The organism is Streptomyces albidochromogenes (genome assembly GCF_005981925.1).
In the GTDB taxonomy this organism is placed as follows: domain Bacteria; phylum Actinomycetota; class Actinomycetes; order Streptomycetales; family Streptomycetaceae; genus Streptomyces; species Streptomyces albidochromogenes.
In genome coordinates this window covers 1-20,982 of record NZ_VBVX01000099.1, presented here as the reverse complement: position 1 = coordinate 20,982, position 20,982 = coordinate 1, and the positions used below count along the sequence as shown (strand labels likewise).

Genomic DNA, 20,982 nt, shown 5'->3' with positions numbered 1-20,982 from the left:
GCTCTGTCGGCGTCGTCATGGCGGCCATCCTGGGTCGAAGCTCTGGAGTTGCTCAAGTCTGCTTTGGCTTTTCACGGCCGAGGGCATCCCCCAGTCACACAGGAAGCGAGCGCCTCGCTTCGGGGGAACGGAAGGGCGGTGAGGGCCGTGGAGATGGTGGCAGTCGGCCTGGTGGTACTGGTGATCGTGGGGCTGACGGTGGTCGCGGGGAGCCGCGGCGGACGGCGGCCCCGCAAGCGCGGCGGCAGCTGGTGGGAGGGCGGCCACCACGGGTCGTCGGGCGGCGGTTCGTGCGGCGGCGGCTCCTCCTGCGGAGGAGGCGGCGGCTGCGGCGGTGGCGGCGGCGACTGACACGGCGGCCGGGCGCGGGCGGAGGCGACTGACACGGGGCAGTCGGCTCCGCCCGCACGCCGGGTGCGACGGCGGGTGCGGGGGCATGCGGGGGCGCCCGTCGCGCGTACCGCGGCGGCGCCCTCCCAGGCATCGGGACGCTGCGCCCGGCGGGTTAACTCCCGTCGGGCGCTTCGTCGTTGAACAGATGAACCGTCTGGCCCCCGGGGGGATGGAAACCACTGCAAGTTGGGTAAAAACGCTGTGAGCGCAGCGCACTTCATGATTCCCTCGCTGTCGAGACAACAGCCCTCGGACCTCATGTGGACCCGAGCGGGCGGTCCCCGAACCTCCTCGTACCCCATCTTCCGGGTGACCCCGGTCCACCTTTCTAAACGCCTGTCTGCGGAGCCCACTCATGCTCACGACTCTCAAGACTGCCTACACCGACACGCGCGCCGACGATCTCGCCTGGGCGCTGGGGCGCGAGCCGCTGCCGGCCCTGGCCGTACTCGACCTCCAACTCGACGGCGCACAGCTCCAGTTGAGGCTTCTCGGCGCCTCCCATCAAGTGCTTCTGGAGCAGGACGAAGGCTCCTGCTCCGAGACGGTCGCCTGCATGCCGGGCAGCAGTACGCCGCTTCCGCTCGGGGTGGCGAAAAGGCTCGGCGAATGGGAGTACGAATTCGCCGCACGCGTGGAGACGCTCACCCGGGGCCAGTTCGCGGGACGGGCGCAGGAGCTCCTCGCCCTGGTCGCCGACCACCCCAACAGCCTCGCCGGAACGTTTCCCGGCAGCCCCCACGCCTTCACCGCGATGCTGGCCCAGCGGCACGAGGGGCAGGTGCGATGGCGTACGTGGCACGCCTACCCACAGGAGGGGCAGTTGGTGGTGACGAGATCACGGGTGGGCGTGCGTATGCCTGCCGCACTCTAGTTGCACCCGTGTGGGTGACGGGTGGTCAGTCCTCCGTGACGTAGCGTTCGCATGGTGATCGATTCGCCTGTGTCGCTATCGGTGCCGGAAGCCCCGGCGGCCCTGCCCGTGCGGCCGCGGACCGGCCGGTTCCTGGTGCTCGGCGTGGTCTTCGTCTGCGCCGCGTGCGGACTCGTGTACGAGCTGGAACTGGTCGCCCTCGCCTCGTACTTGATCGGCGACTCGGTCACCCAGGCGTCCGTCGTGCTGTCGGTGATGGTGTTCGCGATGGGCATCGGGTCGCTGCTCGCCAAGCGCCTGCGGTGCCGCGCCGCCGTCGGCTTCGGCCTGCTGGAGGCGGCGCTGGCACTGGTCGGCGGCGGATCGGCGCTGATGCTCTACGCGACGTTCGCGTGGGGCGGCGGCGCGCGGTACGCGCTGGTCGGCTTCTCGCTCACGATCGGCGTGCTCATCGGCGCCGAGATCCCGCTGCTGATGACGTTGATCCAGCGGATGTCCCGGCGCGGGGAGGGCCGGGACACCAGCGGCGACGTGGCGGACCTCTTCGCCGCCGACTACGTCGGGGCGCTGGTCGGCGGGCTCGCCTTCCCATTCCTTCTGCTGCCGCTGCTGGGGCAGTTGACGGGTGCGCTCGTCACCGGCGCGGTCAACGCGGTGGCGGGCGGGGCGCTGGTGCTGTGGCTCTTCCGGCGTGAGCTGACGCGCCGCGAGCGCCGGCTGCTGATCGTGGTGAACGCGGTGGTGCTGGCGCTGCTCGCCACCGCGACCGCCCTGGTCGGCGACTTCGAACGGGCGGCGCGGCGGGCGGTGTACGGGGAGGGTGTTCGGGTCGCCGCACAGACGGACCTCCAGGAGATCGTGGTCACCGGTGCGCCCGGCGGGCCGCTCGACCTGTACCTCGACGGGCGGCTGCGGGTGAGCGGCCGCGACGAGCACCGGTACCACGAGGCGCTGGTGCACCCCGCGATGCGCGGGCGCCACACGCGGGTGGCGATCCTCGGCGGCGGCGACGGGCTCGCGGCGCGCGAGGTGCTGCGCTACCCGGGGGTCGAGTCGGTCACCGTGGTCGAGCTGGACCCGGCCGTGGTGGAGCTGGCCCGTACGGACCCCGCCCTGTCCGCGCTGAACGGCGGCGCGCACCGCGACCCCCGGCTGCGGGTCGCCACCGCCGACGCGTTCACCTGGCTGCGCGAGCGGGGGCGGCTGCGGGGGCCGTACGACGTGGTGATCTCGGACCTGCCCGACCCCGGCATCACCCCGAGCACGAAGCTGTACTCGCAGGAGTTCTACGGGCTCGCGTCGCGCGTCCTCGCGGACGGCGGGCGCCTGGTCGTGCACGCGGGGCCGCTGGCGACGCGGCCGAGGGCCTTCTGGACGGTCGAGGCGACGCTGCGGGCGGCGGGGCTGCGGACGCGTCCGTACCGTGCGACGGGCCGCCTCTCCGGCTTCACGGCGGGCCCTGACCGGGCGTCGGACGCGGCCGGGCCGCCCGGCGACTGGGGCTTCGTCCTGGCGGCGCGGGGCGCGCGCCCCGGTCTCGGGCTGGCCGCCGACGCGCCCCGGCTGCGGTCGCTCTCGCCGGCGGTCCTGCGCACGGGGGAGCGGTCGGCCGAGGGCGCGCGGGTGCCGGGTGTGCGGCCCTCGACGCTGGTGCATCCGCGGTACACCCACTGAATCCCCCGGGCCACGGCGTGCCCCGATTCCGCGCAGAGAGGGGTGCGGGGCGGGCGCGCGTGAGTAGGCTCGGTTCCCATGGAGCATGAGGTGTTCGTTCCGGTTCCGCCAGAGGCCCTCCGACAGGCGTTGGAGGATCCCGCCCGGGTGGCGCGCTGCGTCCCCGGGCTCCAGCAGGACGCCGACGAGGAGTCCGGGCCGCTCGCGGGGCGGCTGAAGGTCCGCATCGACGGGCACACGATCACGTACCGGGGCGCCCTGAGCGTCGCCGCGCGGCCGGACGGCACCTTCGCCGTCGAGGGCGAGGGCACCGAGGCGCGCGGTTCGGGCGCGGTCGAGCTGGCACTGACGGTGCGCCTGGCGGAGGCCGACGGCGGTACGACCGTGACGTTCGCGGGGACCGCGAGCGGCGAGGGCCGCATCGCGGAGCTCGACGCGCAGGCGACGGAGTCCGCGTGCCACCGGCTGCTGGAGCGTTTCGCCACCCGGCTGGCGGACGTGGCGGCGGAGGGCGGCGCAGCCGAGCCCCGGCCCGAAAGCCCCGGGGCCGGCGCCGACGCGGCGGGTGGGGCGCGGCAGTCGGTCTTCGACGCCGAGGTGCCGCCGCCGGCGCTGGACCCGATGGCCGAGGTGCCGGACATCCCCGACGACCTGGCCGACGTGCCCGAGGTGCCGTCGCCGACACAGCCGCCGGCCGAGGCCGCCCACGCACGGCGCACCATGATCGGGCGCAGCGCCGAGGAGGTCGACCACGCACCGCCGCGCGGACGTTACGCCCCCGTCCCGGCCCCGCAGTCGACGTCGACGACCGACACGCTGCGCTGGATCGCCCCGGCGGCGGCGCTCGCGCTGGCGTCGGCGGTGGTGGTGGGCCGGGTACTGCGGCGGCGGCGCTGAGGTCCGGTGCACAACGCCCGTTGCGCGTGCCCCGGCGGGGCGGCGGACCCGTAGGGTCGGGTCGTGAGCACCCAACAGACGCGTCTGGCGGCGGGCGACGCCGAGCTGACCATCGACCAGGGCAACGGCTGCCGCATCTCCGGCCTGAGCATCGGCGGCACCGAACTGCTGCGCCAGGGGGAGCGGTACGGCTGCTTCCCGATGGTGCCGTGGTGCGGCCGGCTGAACCACGGCAGGTTCCTCAACGGCGCGACCATGCACCAGTTGCCGCTCAACTCCCCACCGCACGCCATCCACGGCACGGGCCGCGACGCCGCCTGGCGCACCGCGCGGGCCGAGAAGAGCGAGGCCGCGTTCACCTACGACCTGGCCGACCCCTGGCCGTACGACGGCAGGGTCACCCAGGCGTTCGGGCTGTCCGAGGACTCGCTCGTCCTGACCATGGGCATCGAGACGTACGGCGACTCCTTCCCGGCGCAGGCCGGCTGGCACCCCTGGTTCCTGCGCAACCTCGGCGGCGCGGACGACAAGGATGTGGTGATCGACTTCGCTCCCGCCTGGCAGGAGGAGCGGGGCGACGACCACCTGCCCAGCGGGCAGCGTGTCCCTCCCCGCCCGGGCCCCTGGGACGACTGCTTCGGGATGCCGGACGGCGTGGACGTCACGCTCACCTGGCCGGGGCAGCTGGAGCTGAAGGTGACCAGCCGCGCGGAGTGGGTCGTCGTGTACGACGAGCAGGCCGAAGCGGTGTGTGTGGAGCCGCAGTCGGGGCCGCCCGACGGGCTCAACACGATGCCCCGGTTCGTGACACCCATCGAGCCGCTGGAGATCGAGACCATCTGGACCTGGCGGCGGCTTTAAGCTCATGGCATGACTGACGTACGTGGTGAGCTGCTCCAGCAGATCAAGGACAAGGCCGTGGTGCACGGCAAGGTGACCCTGTCTTCGGGGATCGAGGCCGACTGGTACATCGACCTGCGCCGGATCACGCTGGACGGTGAGGCCGCGCCGATGGTCGGCCAGGTGATGCTCGACGCCACCACCGAGCTGGACTACGACTGCGTCGGCGGCCTCACGCTGGGCGCCGACCCGGTGGCCGCCTCGATGCTGCACGCCTCCGCCGCGCGCGGGCAGCGGCTCGACGCGTTCGTCGTCCGCAAGGCGGGCAAGGCGCACGGCATGCAGCGCCGCATCGAGGGCACCGACGTCAAGGGCCGCCGCTGCCTGGTCGTCGAGGACGTCTCCACCACCGGCGGCTCGCCGCTGACCGCCGTCGAGGCGGTCCGTGAGGCGGGCGGCGAGGTCGTCGGCGTCGCCGTGATCGTGGAGCGGGGCGCGGCTCCGAAGATCGCGGAGGCCGGTCTTACGTACATCAACGCCTACTCGCTGGAGGAGCTCGGCCTCGCCTAGCGCGCTCGGCCACCCGGCCTGACCTGTGCCTTTCGTCAAGGGCGGACTGTTTCACGTGAAACAGTCCGCCCTTCGCGCAGGTACGGGCCGTGCGCCCTGTGGAGTCGCGGCAAGAGTCTGGAAAGATAGGGGCGACGATGACGTCGCCCCCAGGTCAGGGCCCAGCACCACACACCCGCACGTCATAAGGAGCGGACAGATGCCCATCGCAACCCCCGAGGTCTACAACGAGATGCTCGACCGGGCGAAGGCAGGCAAGTTCGCCTACCCGGCCATCAACGTGACCTCGACCCAGACCTTGCACGCGGCGCTGCGCGGTTTCGCGGAGGCCGAGAGCGACGGCATCATCCAGATCTCCACCGGCGGCGCCGAGTTCCTCGGTGGCCAGTACGCCAAGGACATGGTGTCCGGCGCGGTCGCCCTGGCCGAGTTCGCCCACATCGTCGCCGAGAAGTACCCGGTGACCGTCGCGCTGCACACGGACCACTGCCCCAAGGACAAGCTGGACACGTACGTACGTCCGCTGATCGACGTCTCCGCCGAGCGCGTCGCCAAGGGCCAGAACCCGCTCTTCCAGTCCCACATGTGGGACGGCTCGGCCGAGACCCTCGCCGACAACCTGGCCATCGCCCAGGAGCTGCTCGCGAAGGCCGCCGCCGCGAAGATCATCCTTGAGGTCGAGATCACCCCGACCGGCGGCGAGGAGGACGGCGTCTCGCACGAGATCAACGACGAGCTCTACACGACCGTCGACGACGCGCTGCGCACCGCCGAGGCCCTCGGCCTGGGCGAGAAGGGCCGCTACCTGCTGGCCGCCTCGTTCGGCAACGTGCACGGCGTCTACAAGCCGGGCAACGTCGTGCTCCGCCCCGAGCTGCTCAAGGACCTCCAGGCGGGCGTCGCCGAGAAGTACGGCAAGGCGTCGCCGTTCGACTTCGTCTTCCACGGCGGCTCGGGCTCCACGGCCGAGGAGATCGCCACCGCGCTGGAGAACGGCGTCGTGAAGATGAACCTCGACACCGACACCCAGTACGCCTTCACCCGCCCGATCGCGGACCACATGTTCCGCAACTACGACGGCGTCCTGAAGGTCGACGGCGAGGTCGGCTCGAAGAAGACGTACGACCCCCGCACCTGGGGCAAGCTGGCCGAGGCGTCGATGGCGCAGCGCGTCACCGAGGCGTGCGCGAACCTGCGCTCGACCGGCACCAGGATCAAGTAGGCACACACGGCACACGGCACGGCACACGCCACACGCCACGCGCCGCACGCCGCACGCCGCACGCCACGTGAACGGGCCCGGCACCGGATCTCCTCCGGTGCCGGGCCCCTCGCGTGCGGCGACCGGCTCCACGCTCCGCCGCGGGCAAGGGCAGGCGCGGACGCTCTCGACTGGTCCGCCGGGGCGCGAGCCGGGAGGATGCCCGCATGGACCTTCGGCTGTCCTCCCCCCGGGGCCGGTGGGTGGTGCTCACCACCGTGCTCGGGTCCTCCATGGCGATGCTGGACTCCACCGTCGTCAACGTCGCCCTGCCCCGCATCGGGGAGGACCTGGACGCCGACCTCGCCGCCCTCCAGTGGACCGTCAACGCCTACATGCTCACGCTCGCCGGGCTGATCCTGCTCGGGGGCGCGCTCGGCGACCGGTTCGGGCGCCGGAAGGTATTCGTGGTCGGCGTGGTGTGGTTCGCGGTCGCCTCGCTGCTGTGCGGGCTCGCGCCCGACGCAGGGATCCTGATCGCCGCGCGGGCCCTCCAGGGCGTCGGCGGAGCCCTGCTGACGCCCGGCTCCCTCGCGCTCATCCAGGCGTCCTTCCACCCGGACGACCGGGCCCGGGCGGTCGGGGTGTGGTCCGGGCTCGGCGGGGTCGGCGCGGCCGTCGGGCCGTTCCTGGGCGGCTGGCTGGTGGACGGCCCGGGCTGGCGCTGGGTGTTCCTGCTGAACGTGCCGCTGGCCGCGCTCTGCGTCCCGGTCGCCCTCAAGCACGTACCGGAGTCCCGGGACCCGCAGGCGCACGGCCGTTTCGACGTGCTCGGCGCGGGGCTCGCCGCGCTGTCCCTGGCGCTCGTGACGTACGCGCTGATCGCGGCCCCGGACCAGGGCCCTTCGGCGGTGGTGGTCGGTTCCGCGGCCGTCGGGGTCGCGCTCGGGGCGGTCTTCCTGGCCGTCGAGAAGCGGCGGCCCGATCCGATGATGCCCCTGACGCTGTTCGCCTCCCGGCAGTTCACGGCGATCAACGCCGTGACACTGTGCGTGTACGCCGCGTTCAGCGGCTTCTTCTTCCTCACCGCCCTGCAATTGCAGGTCGTGGTGGGTTACTCCGCCCTCCAGGCCGGTACGGCGCTGCTGCCCACCACCGCGCTGATGCTCTTCCTGTCCGCCAAGTCCGGCGAACTGGCCCAGCGCATCGGTCCCCGCGTCCCGCTCACCGTGGGGCCGCTGCTGTGCGCCGGCGGGATGCTGCTGATGCTGCGGGTGGGGCCGGGATCGTCGTACGTCGCCGACGTGCTGCCCGCGATGCTGGTGATGGGCGCCGGCATGGTCACGCTGGTCGCACCGCTCACGGCGACGGTCCTCGCTTCCGTGGACACCGGGAAGGCGGGCCTGGCCAGCGGCATCAACAACGCGGCCGCGCGCGCGGCGGGCCTGGTCGCGGTGGCGGCGCTGCCCCTGCTCGCGGGGATGGGCCCGGAGGCGTACCGGTCGGCGGCCGAGTTCGGGGTGACCTTCCGGCGGGCCATGCCGATGTGCGCTGGGGTGCTGGTGCTGGGGGCGGCGATCGCCTGGGCGACGGTACGGACGCCGGGGCGCGCGTGCGGGGCCCCGGAGTGCAAGGTGCACTGCGGGGTGACCTCGCCGCCGCTGGAGCGGACGAGCGACTAGGGCGACCCGCTCCCGCCGAGTCCGGGTGGTGGGGATCCCGGCCGCCCGAGAGGGCAGACTGGGGCTCATGGCCATTCACAAAGACCTGCTCGGGGGACCGCCCCCGACCCACCTGCCCGACGACCCGGAGCCGCGCGAGCTGCTCGGAAGCGGTTCCGCGCCGACCGACGTCGCCGCGAAGTACCCCGCCTCCTCCCTCGCCTGGGCCCAGCTCGCCGACGAGGCGTACGAGAACGGCCGGGTGATCGAGTCGTACGCGTACGCCCGCACGGGCTACCACCGCGGCCTGGACGCGCTGCGCCGCGCCGGCTGGAAGGGCCACGGCCCCGTGCCGTGGGAGCACGAGCCGAACCGCGGCTTCCTGCGCGCGCTGCACGCCCTCGCCCGCGCCGCGCAGTCGATCGGTGAGCAGGAGGAGTACGAGCGCTGCTCGACCTTCCTGCGGGACTCGTCCCCGGCGGCGGCCGACACCCTCGGCTGAGACCGCGCAGGTCACAGGCAGTGGAGGCCCGTGCCACCGGCACGGGCCTCCCGCGTTCCGCGAGGACCTCTTATGATGCCGGGAAGGGACCGGGGCTCCATGACCACAAGGAAGGGGCGGACCGCTACCTGCAAGCACGTGTCGAGGAGACAGCGATGTCGCAACACCCCGATGCCCCCGGTGCAGGTTCGGACACCCCGAACCTCGACTTCGCGGGCACCACTCCCTACGAGGACTACGTCCAGGCGGACGTCCTCACCCACCTCCAGCACACCCTCTCCGACGATCCCGGAGAGATGGTCTTCCTGGTGACGACCCAGGTCATGGAGCTGTGGTTCACCGTCATCGTCCATGAGTGGGAGACCGCGGCGAAGGCGCTCGGCCAGGACGACCTGCCGGTCGCGACGGACGCGCTCAAGCGCTCCCTGCGTGAGCTGGAGGCACTCAACGCCTCCTGGCGGCCGCTCGCCCATCTCACCCCCGCGCAGTTCAACTCGTACCGCAGCGCCCTCGGCGAGGGCTCCGGGTTCCAGTCCGCGATGTACCGGCGGATGGAGTTCCTGCTCGGCGACAAGTCCGCCTCGATGCTCGTCCCGCACCGCGGCGCCCCGCGTGTGTACGCGGAGCTGGAGAAGGCGCTGCACGAGCCGAGCCTGTACGACGAGACGCTGCGGCTGCTCGCCCGGCGCGGTCTGCCGGTGCCCGCCTCCGTGCTGAACCGCGACCTGTCGCAGAAGTACGAGCCGTCGGCCGAGGTCGAGGCGGTCTGGACCGAGCTCTACCAGGGCGACCAGAACGCCGAACTGGTCCGCCTCGGCGAGCTGTTGACCGACGTCGGCGAGCTGGTGTGGCGCTGGCGCAACGACCACCTGGTCGCGACCCGGCGCGCCATGGGCTCCAAGGTCGGCACCGGCGGCTCGGCCGGCGTGGCCTGGCTGGAGAAGCGCGCCACCAAGAACGTCTTCCCCGAGCTGTGGACGGCGCGCAGCCATGTCTGAGGCCCTGAACGACCTCCAGCGACGCGCCGCCGCGCTCGACTCCGCCGACGCGCTCGCCAAGCACCGCGACCTTTTCGCGCTGGACGACGCCGACACGGTGTACCTGGACGGCAACTCGCTGGGCGCGCTGCCCCGCCACGTGCCGGAGCGCATGGCCGACGTCGTCACCCGCCAGTGGGGCGAACTGCGCATCCGCTCCTGGGACGAGAGCGGCTGGTGGACCGCGCCGGAGCGGATCGGCGACCGGATCGCGCCGCTCGTCGGCGCCGCCGACGGCCAGGTCGTGGTGGGCGACTCGACCAGCGTCAACGTGTTCAAGGCCGTCGTGGGCGCGGCCCGGCTGGCGCCGGAGTCCCGGGACGAGATCCTCGTCGACGCCTCGACCTTCCCCACGGACGGTTACATAGCCGAGTCCGCCGCCCGGATGACCGGCCGCCGGGTCGTCCCCGTCGCCCCCGGCGACCTGCGCGCCGCCCTCGGCCCGCGCACCGCCGTGGCCCTCGTCAACCACGTCGACTACCGCACCGGCCGCCGGCACGACCTGCCCGGACTCACCGCCGCCGCCCACGAGGCCGGCGCGCTGGCCGTGTGGGACCTGTGCCACAGCGCGGGCGCGCTGCCGGTCGGGCTCGACGCCCACGACGTCGACTTCGCCGTCGGCTGTACGTACAAGTACCTGAACGGCGGGCCCGGTTCGCCCGCCTACCTGTACGTCGCCGAGCGCCACCAGGCCGCCTTCGACTCCCCGCTGCCCGGCTGGAACTCGCACAGCGACCCCTTCGGCATGACCCCGGGCTACGCCCCGGCGGACGGCGCGGCCCGGGGCAGGGTCGGCACCCCCGACATCCTGTCGATGCTGGCGCTGGAGGCCGCGCTCGACGTGTGGGACGGGGTGCGGGTCGAAGACGTACGCGAGAAGTCACTCGCTCTGACGGACTTCTTCCTGGAATGTGTGGACACGTACGTCCCCGAGGGGCGGGTCACCTCGGTGACCCCGGCCGCACACGAGGAGCGCGGCAGCCAGGTCTCGCTGCGCTGCGAGGAAGGGGCCGACGCGGGCGCCGTCATGCGGGAGCTGATCGCACGCGGTGTGGTGGGCGACTTCCGCCGGCCCGACGTGCTGCGCTTCGGCTTCACCCCGCTGTACGTCGGCTTCCGCGACGCGGAGCGGGCGGCGCGCGTACTGGGTGAGGTCCTGGCGGGGAACTGAGCGCGACCCGCACCGGAGACCGGTGCGAGCCCGCCGGGTCCGGCGCCGGCACACGGCGCCGGACCCGGCGGGGCCGCAGGCCCGGGGGCTGGTAGCGTCCCGACCGCTGGATCAATTGGCTGTACGCACCGAAGGGTTGGTCCCCCGCATGCCGGACCCCTCAGCCGAACGGGACGCCGTCGAGGCGGAGTCGGCCTTCTCTCACCCGGCCGTCGCCCCCGACGCCACCGCGGCGTACGGCGAACACCCCGACCAGGTGATCGACTTCTTCGCGCCCCGCGACGGCCGGGACCGGGCCCCGCTGGTCGTCGTGCTGCACGGCGGCGCGTGGCGGGCCCCGTACGACCGGCAGCACATCTCGCCCTTCGCGGACTTCCTGGCCCGCCGGGGCTTCGCCGTCGCCAGCGTCGAGTACCGGCGGGGCGGCGAACTGCCCCGCCCGCGCGGCACCGAGCCGGTCGCGGGCCGCTGGCCGGAGACGTTCGACGACGTGGCGGCGGCGATGGACCTGCTTCCCGGCCTCGCGCGGGAGGCCCTGCCCGGCGCCGACACGCGGCGGATCGTCGTCACCGGCCACTCGGCCGGCGGCCACCTCGCGCTGTGGGCGGCCGCCCGGCACGTCCTGACGCCGGACTCCGCGTGGCACCTGCCGGCGGCGCCCGCGCTGCGCGGCGTCGTCGCGCTGGCCCCGATCGCCGACTTCACGGCGGCCGAGGAGCTGGGGGTGTGCGGGGGCGCGACCGCCCAGCTGCTCGGCGGCAAGGAGCACTTCGACGAGCGCAGGCCGTACGCCGATCCGGCCGCACTGCTGCCGACCGGGATCGCCACCGTCCTGGTGCAGGGCCGCACCGACATCGTCGTACCGCGGGCGGTCGCGGAGTCCTACACCGACGCGGCGGCCAAGGCGGGCGAGCCGGTCTGGCTGACGCTGCTGGAGGACGTCGGGCACTTCCCCCTGATCGACCCGGCGTCCGACGCCTGCGCGGTGGTCGCGGAGGAGATCGAGCAGCTCGCGTACTGAGCGTTCCCGCGAGCGCGTCCGCACGGACGGGAAGCACGAGATCGCGGACTGAAGCTGTCCGCAAGGGCTCCTACGGTGAGGGAAAAGCCGAGCGAAGGAGCCCGCACATGACCATTCTCGTGACCGGAGCGACCGGGACCGTGGGCCGTCAGGTGGTCGCCGAACTGGTCCGCAGGGGCGAGCGGGTGCGGGCGCTGACCCGCGACCCGGCGCGGGCGGACCTCCCGGGCGGCGTCGAGACCGTACGCGCGGACCTCACCGACCCGACGACGCTGATCCCCGCCCTCGAAGGCGTCACGGGCCTGCACCTGATCACCTTCGGCGGCGCGTACTTCACCCCGCTGACGACCGGCCCCGAGATCGTCGCGCTGGCGTCGAAGGCGGGCGTGCGGCGGATCACGGTCCTCCATGGCGGCGGCCCGAGCGGCGTCCAGGACGCGGTCGAGGCCGGTGACATGGACTGGACGCTGGTGATGCCGGTCGAGTTCATGGCGAACGCGCTGGAGTGGGCGGACGGCATCCGTACCCGCGACGGCGTCGCGGAGCCCTTCGTCGACCGGCTGAGCGCCATGGTCCACGAGGCCGACATCGGCGCGGTCGCCGCGGCCGCGCTGACCGAGGACGGGCACGCGGGGCGCACGTACACGCTCACCGGCCCCGAGGCGCTCACCGTGCGCGACAAGGTCCGGACGCTGGCGGCGGCGCGCGGCCGCGAGATCGGCCTGACCGAGCTGACCCCGGCGCAGGCGGTCGAGCGGTGGCAGGGCGCGGGAATGGACCGGGAGACGGTCGGCTTCCTGCTGGACGTGTACGGGAACACCCCGGAGATCGGCCGGACCGTGGTGGACACGGTGGAGCGGGTCACCGGGCGGCCGGCGCGCACCTTCGCCCAGTGGGCGGCGGAGCACGCCGACGCGTTCCGGCCGCAGGGCTGACCAGGGGCGGGGCGTAGTACCTGGGACGGACGCGGGAGGATCCGCACCGCGGCTGACGACCGCGGCCGTCCCCTCGCCTACCGTTTCGTACGTGACCGAGAAGACCCGCAGTCCCGAGTTCCATCTGGCCATGGGCGCGCTGAGCGGCCTGCGCCAGGACCTGTTCCACGACGCCTTCGCCTACCGGCCGCTGCCGCCGATGCGCACGGACGGGCCGATCACCCGGCGGCTGCCGGGACGGCTGCGCAAGTACGCCGCGTGGACGCCGCACGCCGTGGTGGTGGGGACGGCGATGTTCGTGCTGCTGCTGTCCGCCGTCGTGGCCGACAGCGGAGGGGGCAGCCTCAGCGCGCTCCTGGCGGGCTTCATACCCGCCGCCGCCCTGGTGATGACGCTGGTCAGGCCGGCCGGGGCGTGGTGGGTGTCGCTGCTGTCCACGCCGGTCGTCGGCGTCCTGGGCCACTACTGGGACGGCTGGCCGTGGACGCCGTCCTCCTTCGTGGCGCACCTCGCCGTCATGGTCGTGGTCGCCGCCAGGACCCGGCCGCGCACCGCCGCCTGGATGTGGGCGTGCACGGCCGTGTACGCGCTCCTCGCCGAGGGCTTCCTGGGGGTCGGATACAGCTCCGACAGCCCGCAGATGCTGGTGTTCTCCGCGTTCGCGCTGCTCACCACCGCGCTGGTGAGCATCCGCCGCGAGGCACAGCGCGAGGTCACCGTCCAGAAGACCGTCACCGCCGTGGAGCGCGACCGGCGCACGCTGCTGGAGGAGCGGACGACGATCGCCCGCGAGCTGCACGACGTGGTCGCGCACCACATGTCGGTGGTCGCCATCCAGGCGGAGGCGGCTCCGTACCGGGTCGAGAACCCGCCGCCCGAGCTGGAGCAGGCGTTCGTCACGATCCGCGAGAACGCGGTGGCCGCGCTCACGGAGCTGCGCCGCGTGCTGGGCGTCGTACGGGCGGAGGACTACGAGGCGCCGGACGCGCCGCAGCCGACGCTGGCCGACCTGGACGGCCTGATAGCCAATGTGCGGGACGCGGGTCTGACGGTGGACAGGACGGTGACCGGCTCGGTGCGCGAACTGCCCCAGGGCGTCGAGCTCTCGGCGTACCGGATCATCCAGGAGGCACTGAGCAACACCCTGCGCCACGCGCCCGGCTCGACGGCGAAGGTGGAGGTGTCGTACGTGCTCGGGGGCCTGGGCCTGCGGATCGTGAACACCGCGCCGCAGGGCCTGGTCAAGCCGTCGCCCGGGGCCGGGCACGGGATCACCGGGATGCGGGAGCGGGTGACGATGCTGAACGGCGAGATGACGGCACAGGCGGCGGAGGACGGCGGCTACGAGGTCGCGGCGTTCATTCCGGTGGCCCCGGCCGTGCCCGCCGTCACGCCGGAGTCGGCGTCATGACCATCCGGGTACTGATCGTCGACGACCAGATCATGGTCCGCGAGGGCTTCTCCGTCCTGCTGAACGCGATGCCGGACATCGAGGTCGTCGGCGAGGCGGTGAACGGCCGCGAGGCGATCGCGCAGGTCGCCGCGCTGCGGCCGGACGTCGTGCTGATGGACATCCGCATGCCGGAGCTGAACGGCATCGACGCCACCCGCGAGATCGTCGCCGCCGACGCGGACGCCAAGGTGCTGGTCCTGACGACGTTCGACCTGGACGAGTACGTCTACCAGGCCCTGCGGGCCGGCGCGTCGGGTTTCCTGCTCAAGGACGCCTCGGCGCGGCAGCTCGCCGACGGCGTACGGGTGGTGGCTTCCGGTGAGGCGCTGCTCGCCCCGACCGTCACCAAGCGCCTGATCTCGGAGTTCTCGAAACTGTCCGAGGCGCCCCGCCCGCCCGCGCTCGCCCAGGTCGGCGACCTCACGGAGCGCGAGACGGAGGTGCTGGTCCTCATCGCCCAGGGGCTGTCGAACGCGGAGATCGCCTCCCATCTGGTGGTGGCCGAGTCCACGATCAAGACGCACGTCAGCCGGGTCCTGGTGAAGCTGGGCCTGCGCGACCGCACGCAGGCGGCCGTGTTCGCGTACGAGGCGCGGCTGGTGACGCCGGGGTAGCCGGTCACTCCCGTGCGGGCGGGCGGGGACCTCAAGGACTTCGTCCGCTAGCGTCTGCACATGGCAGAGACGTTCGATCCCTGGTCGCCCTCCTTCGTCGCCGATCCGTACCCCGCCTACGCCGCACTGCGCGCCCGGGGCCGGGCCCACTGGTACGAGCCGACCCGTCAGTGGCTCGTCCCGCACCACGCGGACGTCTCGGCGCTGCTGCGCGACCGCCGGCTCGGCCGCACCTACCTGCACCGGTTCACGCACGAGGAGTTCGGGCGTACGCCGCCGCCGCCCGGCCACGAGCCGTTCCACGTCCTGAACGACCACGGGCTGCTGGACCTCGAAGCCCCGGATCACACCCGCATCCGCCGCCTCGTCTCCAAGGCGTTCACACCGCGCACGGTCGAGCGGCTGGTCCCCACCGTGCGGCGGCTGGCGGCGGAACTGGTCGGCGACTTCGTCGCACAGGGCGGCGGGGACCTGCTGTCCGCCGTCGCGGAGCCGCTGCCGGTCGCCGTCATCGCGGAGATGCTCGGCGTCCCCGAGCCGGACCGGGCGCTGCTGCGGCCCTGGTCGGCGGACATCTGCGGGATGTACGAGCTGAACCCGCCGGAGGAGACGGCGCGGCGCGCGGTCCGGGCCTCGGTCGAGTTCTCGGCGTATCTGCGGGACCTGATCGCCGTACGCCGCGAGAGTCCGGGCGACGACCTGATCTCGGCGCTGATCGCCGCGCACGACGAGGGCGGGGACCGGCTCGGCGAGCAGGAGATGATCTCGACGTGCGTGCTGCTGCTGAACGCGGGGCACGAGGCGACGGTGAACACCACCGCCAACGGCTGGCGGACGCTGCTGCGGCATCCCGGGCAGCTGGAGGCCCTGCGCGCGGACCCCGGGCTCCTGCCCACCGCCGTGGAGGAGCTGATGCGCTACGACACCCCGCTCCAGCTCTTCGAGCGGTGGGTGCTCGACGACATCGAGGTCGGCGGCGTGGCGATCCCCCGGGGCTCCGAGGTGGCGCTGCTCTTCGGCTCGGCGAACCGGGACCCGGCCGCCTTCGACCGCCCCGGTGAACTCGACCTCGGCCGGACCGACAACCCGCACGTGTCCCTGGGGGCCGGCATCCACTACTGCCTGGGGGCGCCGCTGGCCCGGCTCGAACTGGCCTCCTCCTTCGGCGAGTTGCTGCGCCGCGCACCGAAGATGCGGCTGGCCGAGGAACCGGAGTGGAAGCCGGGGTTCGTCATCCGCGGGCTGCGGGAGCTGCGCGTCGAGGTGTGACGGGCGGGCGTACCGGGGCTAGAGGAACTCGACGGCGCCGACCAGGGGCAGGGGCGCGACGGCCAGCGCGAGGGCCGCCATCCCGAGCCCCGGCCGGATGTCCCGCTTGGCCTGGAAGCCCAGGAACGCCGTCAGCGGCGGCAGTACGCAGAACACGAGGAAGCTCCAGTGCCACCCCTCCTCGCGGGTGAAGAAGAACAGGAGCGCCAGGTAGGCGGGGACGGTCATGAGGGTGCCGAAGCGGACCCTCGACAGGAACGTCTCCATGCTGTCGATGTTGTCGTACGGGAACATGCGGGCCGGTCCTTCCTACACCGCTTGGTGGTCGTAGCCGGCGGCGGCCACCTCGGGGAAGCCGTCCGCCGCGGAGAAGCCGTTCACCGCCGCGGACATGGCCAGGCCCAGCGTCGTCAGGGCCATCTGCAACTGGTTGAAGCTCCCCGCCGCGTCGGACCACATCTTCATGATCCGCAGCGCCTGCGCCGCGGCCAGGGCGAACATGGCGGCCGACGCCACCTGTCCGCCGACCGGGATCAGGTTGGCGGCCTGGGCGGCGGCCAGGTTGACCAGCCAGGTGACCAGGGCGTCGCAGAGCGCGACCATGAAGGACTTCAGGAACTCGGCGAACTGGAACGCCAGTTGCGCCGCCTGCTTGTAGCTGGTCCGCAGGGAGTCGAAGGTGTCCTTGAAATCGGTGAGCTTCTTGGCGAATTCGTCGAAGTACACCCGGGCGGCGTCCGAGGCGTTTCCGCTCCAGGTCAGGGCGACGTTTCCGGTGCCCTTGCGCAGGTTCGCCGCCACCGCGTCGCAGAACCCGCCGAGGCTGCCCCACACGTCGGCGCAGTCGTTGTACTTGTTCCAGTCCCCGAGGATCCAGTTGTTCATCTCGCCGAAGGGGTCGAAGCCGAAGAGCAGCTTGGACGCCTCCACCGCCATCGCCGAGGGACTGCCCAGGTCGAGGATGCTGCCGAGGGTCTTCTGGACCGGGTTCATGTTGTACTCGTCGACGTGCCCCTGGCCGAACTTGACCAGCGGGTTCTTGCTCTCCGACGGCATCTTCAGCAGGTCCGCGGCGCTGCTCGTGTCGGAGAAGTCGCCCGCGCCGCCGCCCTCCGGCGGGGAGCCGGCTCCCTTGGAACCCGGGTACGTGGCGTCCAGCTTCGACGCCTCGCCCCGGTCCGTCTCGCGGTAGTACGTGGCGGACTTGGCGAGTTCACGCGCCGAGGCGTCGAGGACCCTCTGGGCCTTCTGCAGAGCCTTCTTGGCTTCGCTCACGTACCGGTCGTGGTCGCCCGCGACCATGTCCCAGGCGGCTCCGCCCAGCGCCGTGTCGATCTGCGCGTTGCCCGTGAACGCGACTGCCTGCGTACTGCCGTCGGCGGCGCGTGCGACAAGCTTCGAAAAGCCGTCGATCGCGCTCGGCTCCACCCGAAAGCTCACCGTCTGCTCCTGCCCCTGGAAGATTGGTGGTTCCGGGTCGTGGTCGCACGCCCCCCGGCCGTTTGCCGCCGCTCAGTACAGCGACCAGCCCCGGCCGTCGTGGCGGGACTTCTTGCCGCCGTCGCCCTGCGGCGTACGGCGTTCCTCGTCGATCCGGGCCTGCGCCTCGGCCATGCTCCGCTCACCCTCGGCGGCGAGCGCCTCGCGCTCGGCGTCGGAGAGCGCCGCCCACTTCTCGGCCATCGGCGCGGCATGCGCGACGAGCTGGTCGGAGTACGCGGACACGTCCACCGCGTCCCGCAGGCTCGCGCGCCCGGACAGGACCTCCTGGGCCATCTCCCTCAGCGCGTCGCCGCCGCGTCCCGAGGCGAGCTCTTCGAGGGATCTGCGCAGCACGCCCGCCTGCGCGGGGTCCTGACCGCTCATTTCGAGGAATTCGGATTCGTCGACCTTCCTGGTCGACTCCGGGCCCTCGGCCACATGCCCTCCCGGTGCGCGGATCGCCGTCTCTTGTGCGCCCCGACGCTACCGACTTCCCGGCCGCGCTCCCAATGCGCTGCCGTCACAGAAGTGTCACAGGGCCCCGCCGCGCCTTCGCGGGCCCGCCGCCGGGGCGCTCAGGCCGGCAGCGTCAGCGACCACGCGTCCGGCCGCACCGTCCACGTCCGGGTGCGGACCGGGCCCGCCACCAGCGCGTCCGCCCGGTAGCGGAAGTCGGGTCCCGACACCGTGACCGCGAGCGCCCGCACCCGTACGTGCTCTCCGCCCTGCTGCCGGATCACCACCTCGGCGCGCCCGGCGCGCGAGCACACCGAAACGTCCTCCACGGGCCGGTCCAGGTCGTTCAGCAGCACCCCGTCCGCCTCCACGCGCAGCCGGTACGTCCGGACGGGCTGCGCGGGCGCGGACTGCGGCGCGGGCCGCACCAGCGTGCGCACCAGCGAGCGGCACGTCCCCCACACGGACGCGGCGTCCGCCGCCTTCGAGGGCGCGGCCGGAATCCGCAGGTCGCCCAGGACCACGCCGTCGCTGTCGTCCACCAGCAGGTCCAGCCGCCGCACCGCGCCCTCCAGCACGGCGCGGGCCGCCGCCACCGCCCCTATCGGCACGCCCAGCGCCCGCGCGATGTCCACCGACGCCCCCACGGGGATCAGCGCGAGCGCGCCCGCGCCCAGCTCCCTCTCGCGGTGCAGCAGGGCCACCGCGCGCAGCAGCGCCCGGTCGTCGCCGACGACCACGGGGCGGCGGCTGCCCCGGCGGGCGAGCGCCCGGGCGAACTCCTCGGGCCCTTCGGGCAGGCAGATTCTGGCGTTGGCGCCGGCACACAGGACGTCCTTGGCGATCCGTACGGACTCGCCGTCCGTACGCCGGGCGACCGGGTCGATGACCACCAGCAGCGGGTGCGCGGTGTTCGCGGCGGGCTCTGGAGCCGACACCTCGGTCCTTCCTCGGGTAGCATCTTTGTGCAAGAGCCCCTTGCGCTATTGCGCCAGGGGCTTCGTCTATTCCGGGGCAACCGGTCCGACGGCTCAGTATCGGGTGTACGCCGTACGTACGCCCCCTGACGTTGGACATGCCCCGCCCGGAAGGGGTGTACGCCTGTGCCCGCACTTGTGCTGCTCGGTGCTCAGTGGGGTGACGAAGGCAAGGGAAAGGCCACCGACCTGCTCGGTGGATCCGTTGATTATGTGGTGCGCTATCAGGGCGGCAACAACGCCGGCCACACGGTTGTCGTCGGCGACCAGAAGTACGCGCTGCATCTTCTCCCTTCCGGAATCCTCACGCCAGAGTGCACGCCGGTCATCGGTAACGGCGTCGTCATCGACCCGTCGGTCCTGCTCTCCGAGCTGAGCGGTCTGAACGAGCGAGGCGTCGACACGTCCAAGCTCCTGATCAGCGGCAACGCCCACGTCATCACGACGTACAACGTCACGGTCGACAAGGTGACGGAACGCTTCCTCGGCAAGCGCAAGATCGGCACCACGGGCCGCGGTATCGGCCCGACGTACGCGGACAAGATCAACCGCACCGGCATCCGCGTGCAGGACCTCTACGACGAGTCGATCCTGACCCAAAAGGTCGAGGCGGCTCTGGAGATCAAGAACCAGCTGCTCACGAAGCTGTACAACCGCCGCGCGATCGAGGCCGGGCAGATCGTCGAAGAGCTGCTGACGCACGGCGAGAACATCAAGCAGTACGTCGCCGACACGACGCTGATCCTGAACAACGCGCTCGACGAGGACAAGGTCGTCCTGTTCGAGGGCGGCCAGGGCACGCTGCTCGACGTCGACCACGGCACGTACCCCTTCGTCACGTCGTCGAACCCGACCGCGGGCGGCGCCTGCACGGGCACGGGTGTGGGGCCGACGAAGATCAGCCGGGTCATCGGCATCCTCAAGGCGTACACGACGCGGGTCGGCGCCGGTCCGTTCCCGACGGAGCTGTTCGACGAGGACGGCGAGGCGCTGCGCCGCATCGGTGGCGAGCGCGGTGTCACCACCGGCCGCGACCGGCGGTGCGGCTGGTTCGACGCGCCGATCGCGCGGTACGCGACGCGGGTCAACGGTCTGACGGACTTCTTCCTCACGAAGCTGGACGTCCTGACCGGCTGGGAGGAGATCCCGGTGTGCGTGGCGTACGAGATCGACGGCAAGCGCGTCGAGGAGCTCCCGTACAGCCAGACGGACTTCCACCACGCGAAGCCGATCTACGAGACGCTTCCGGGCTGGTCCGAGGACATCACCAAGGCCAAGACCTTCGACGACCTTCCGAAGAACGCGAAGGCGTACGTGAAGGCGCTGGAGGAGATGTCCGGGGCGCCGATCTCCGCGATCGGTGTCGGTCCCGGCCGCACCGAGACGATCGAGATCAACTCGTTCATCTAGCGGTTCCCGCTCGACGGGGGAGGGCCGTGGCGTCGTGCCACGGCCCTTCGTCGTGCCCGGGGGGCCGTCAGCTCGACCGGTCGTAGGTGAGCGACTCGCCGTTGGCGGGGTTCGTCCGGCGCAGGCGGCCGTCCGGGAGCAGCGTGATCTCGGTCGCCGCTCCCGGCGAGCAGGAGCTCATCGGCTCGCCGGTGGTGACCCGGGACGGGCCGATGCGCAGCGGGGCGCCGGATCCGGCGGGCGCGGCGGACAGCTCCGCCTGGAACACGCAGTGGTACGTGCCGCCGCCCGCGGTGGGGCCGTCCGCCGTGAGGGACAGGACGGTGTCGCCGACCTTGCCCTGCTGGAGGGTCAGCCGGCGGGTGCTGCGGCCGGCGCCGCCCTCCAGGCTCCCGGTCCAGGTGCCCAGGTAGGCGGCGGGTATCGCGCCGCCGTCCTGGGGCGTGGGGGAGTCGTCGGTGGGGGCCTTGGGGTCGTCCTGGGTGTGGGGCGTGGCGGTCGGGGTCCCGGTGCGGCCCGTCCCGTGCTTCTGCTCGTCGCCCGCG

21 protein-coding genes and 1 pseudogene are annotated in these 20,982 nt (G+C 72.6%); 17 read left to right on the top strand and 5 right to left on the bottom strand.

Going from position 1 to position 20,982, the window contains the following annotated elements:
- Nucleotides 1-147: 147 nt before the first annotated feature.
- From E2E34_RS15445 to E2E34_RS15370, 16 genes are all read left to right on the top strand, one after another.
- The gene (locus tag E2E34_RS15445) at nucleotides 148-351 is read left to right on the top strand and encodes a hypothetical protein (RefSeq protein WP_208765254.1); all 204 of its coding nucleotides are present in this window, start codon (nucleotides 148-150) and stop codon (nucleotides 349-351) included.
- A 397-nt stretch (nucleotides 352-748) separates the two neighbouring features.
- The gene (locus E2E34_RS15440; RefSeq protein ID WP_138902478.1) at nucleotides 749-1,267 is read left to right on the top strand and encodes a DUF2617 family protein; all 519 of its coding nucleotides are present in this window, start codon (nucleotides 749-751) and stop codon (nucleotides 1,265-1,267) included.
- A gap of 54 nt (nucleotides 1,268-1,321) precedes the next feature.
- Nucleotides 1,322-2,941, top strand: a complete 1,620-nt coding sequence (locus E2E34_RS15435; RefSeq protein WP_341870223.1) for a polyamine aminopropyltransferase — start codon at nucleotides 1,322-1,324, stop codon at nucleotides 2,939-2,941.
- Between the two features lie 78 nt (nucleotides 2,942-3,019).
- Nucleotides 3,020-3,838 carry an SRPBCC domain-containing protein gene (locus E2E34_RS15430; protein WP_138902476.1) on the top strand — a complete coding sequence of 273 codons (819 nt, stop codon included), beginning with the start codon at nucleotides 3,020-3,022 and terminating at the stop codon, nucleotides 3,836-3,838.
- Between the two features lie 63 nt (nucleotides 3,839-3,901).
- Nucleotides 3,902-4,699: an aldose epimerase family protein gene (locus E2E34_RS15425; RefSeq protein WP_138902475.1), complete on the top strand. Its 798-nt coding sequence runs from the start codon at nucleotides 3,902-3,904 to the stop codon at nucleotides 4,697-4,699.
- A gap of 9 nt (nucleotides 4,700-4,708) precedes the next feature.
- On the top strand, nucleotides 4,709-5,248 hold the full coding sequence (pyrE, locus tag E2E34_RS15420) for an orotate phosphoribosyltransferase (RefSeq protein WP_138902474.1): 540 nt from the start codon (nucleotides 4,709-4,711) through the stop codon (nucleotides 5,246-5,248).
- Nucleotides 5,249-5,447: 199 nt separating this feature from the next.
- Nucleotides 5,448-6,470, top strand: coding sequence for a class II fructose-bisphosphate aldolase (gene fbaA / locus E2E34_RS15415; protein WP_138902473.1), 1,023 nt, complete (start codon nucleotides 5,448-5,450; stop codon nucleotides 6,468-6,470).
- Nucleotides 6,471-6,676: 206 nt separating this feature from the next.
- The gene (locus tag E2E34_RS15410; protein WP_138902472.1) at nucleotides 6,677-8,131 is read left to right on the top strand and encodes an MFS transporter; all 1,455 of its coding nucleotides are present in this window, start codon (nucleotides 6,677-6,679) and stop codon (nucleotides 8,129-8,131) included.
- A gap of 67 nt (nucleotides 8,132-8,198) precedes the next feature.
- Nucleotides 8,199-8,612, top strand: a complete 414-nt coding sequence (locus E2E34_RS15405; protein ID WP_138895264.1) for a DUF3151 domain-containing protein — start codon at nucleotides 8,199-8,201, stop codon at nucleotides 8,610-8,612.
- A gap of 155 nt (nucleotides 8,613-8,767) precedes the next feature.
- On the top strand, nucleotides 8,768-9,610 hold the full coding sequence (locus tag E2E34_RS15400; protein WP_138902471.1) for a tryptophan 2,3-dioxygenase family protein: 843 nt from the start codon (nucleotides 8,768-8,770) through the stop codon (nucleotides 9,608-9,610).
- Entirely contained in the window at nucleotides 9,603-10,820 is a 1,218-nt protein-coding gene (kynU, locus tag E2E34_RS15395; RefSeq protein WP_208765253.1) for a kynureninase, read from the top strand. The genes E2E34_RS15400 and kynU overlap by 8 nt, the downstream gene beginning before the upstream one ends.
- A 148-nt stretch (nucleotides 10,821-10,968) precedes the next feature.
- The gene (locus E2E34_RS15390; protein WP_138902470.1) at nucleotides 10,969-11,841 is read left to right on the top strand and encodes an alpha/beta hydrolase; all 873 of its coding nucleotides are present in this window, start codon (nucleotides 10,969-10,971) and stop codon (nucleotides 11,839-11,841) included.
- 107 nt (nucleotides 11,842-11,948) lie between these two features.
- Entirely contained in the window at nucleotides 11,949-12,776 is an 828-nt protein-coding gene (locus tag E2E34_RS15385) for an SDR family oxidoreductase (protein WP_138902469.1), read from the top strand.
- Nucleotides 12,777-12,867: 91 nt separating this feature from the next.
- On the top strand, nucleotides 12,868-14,187 hold the full coding sequence (locus E2E34_RS15380; protein WP_425573320.1) for a sensor histidine kinase: 1,320 nt from the start codon (nucleotides 12,868-12,870) through the stop codon (nucleotides 14,185-14,187).
- The gene (locus E2E34_RS15375; protein ID WP_138895268.1) at nucleotides 14,184-14,843 is read left to right on the top strand and encodes a response regulator; all 660 of its coding nucleotides are present in this window, start codon (nucleotides 14,184-14,186) and stop codon (nucleotides 14,841-14,843) included. Before E2E34_RS15380 ends, E2E34_RS15375 begins: the two co-directional genes overlap by 4 nt.
- 60 nt (nucleotides 14,844-14,903) lie before the next feature.
- On the top strand, nucleotides 14,904-16,112 hold the full coding sequence (locus E2E34_RS15370; protein ID WP_138902468.1) for a cytochrome P450: 1,209 nt from the start codon (nucleotides 14,904-14,906) through the stop codon (nucleotides 16,110-16,112).
- An 18-nt stretch (nucleotides 16,113-16,130) separates the two neighbouring features.
- Here the strand turns inward: E2E34_RS15370 and E2E34_RS15365 are convergent, their stop codons facing one another.
- The 4 genes from E2E34_RS15365 to E2E34_RS15350 form a co-directional block, all read right to left on the bottom strand.
- Complete coding sequence (locus E2E34_RS15365) at nucleotides 16,131-16,406, bottom strand: hypothetical protein (protein ID WP_138902467.1); 276 nt, start codon at nucleotides 16,404-16,406, stop codon at nucleotides 16,131-16,133.
- Between the two features lie 15 nt (nucleotides 16,407-16,421).
- Nucleotides 16,422-17,552, bottom strand: coding sequence for a WXG100 family type VII secretion target (locus tag E2E34_RS15360; RefSeq protein WP_244315774.1), 1,131 nt, complete (start codon nucleotides 17,550-17,552; stop codon nucleotides 16,422-16,424).
- 72 nt (nucleotides 17,553-17,624) lie between these two features.
- Nucleotides 17,625-18,032: a hypothetical protein gene (locus E2E34_RS15355; RefSeq protein WP_138902466.1), complete on the bottom strand. Its 408-nt coding sequence runs from the start codon at nucleotides 18,030-18,032 to the stop codon at nucleotides 17,625-17,627.
- Between the two features lie 137 nt (nucleotides 18,033-18,169).
- Nucleotides 18,170-18,988, bottom strand: coding sequence for a diacylglycerol kinase catalytic domain-containing protein (locus E2E34_RS15350; protein ID WP_138902465.1), 819 nt, complete (start codon nucleotides 18,986-18,988; stop codon nucleotides 18,170-18,172).
- A gap of 165 nt (nucleotides 18,989-19,153) precedes the next feature.
- Here E2E34_RS15350 and E2E34_RS15345 point away from each other — a divergent pair, with 165 nt between their 5' ends.
- On the top strand, nucleotides 19,154-20,437 hold the full coding sequence (locus tag E2E34_RS15345; protein ID WP_069927763.1) for an adenylosuccinate synthase: 1,284 nt from the start codon (nucleotides 19,154-19,156) through the stop codon (nucleotides 20,435-20,437).
- A gap of 67 nt (nucleotides 20,438-20,504) precedes the next feature.
- Here E2E34_RS15345 and E2E34_RS35450 read toward each other — a convergent pair.
- Nucleotides 20,505-20,982: pseudogene (locus E2E34_RS35450) on the bottom strand (serine/threonine protein kinase); the annotation flags it as partial.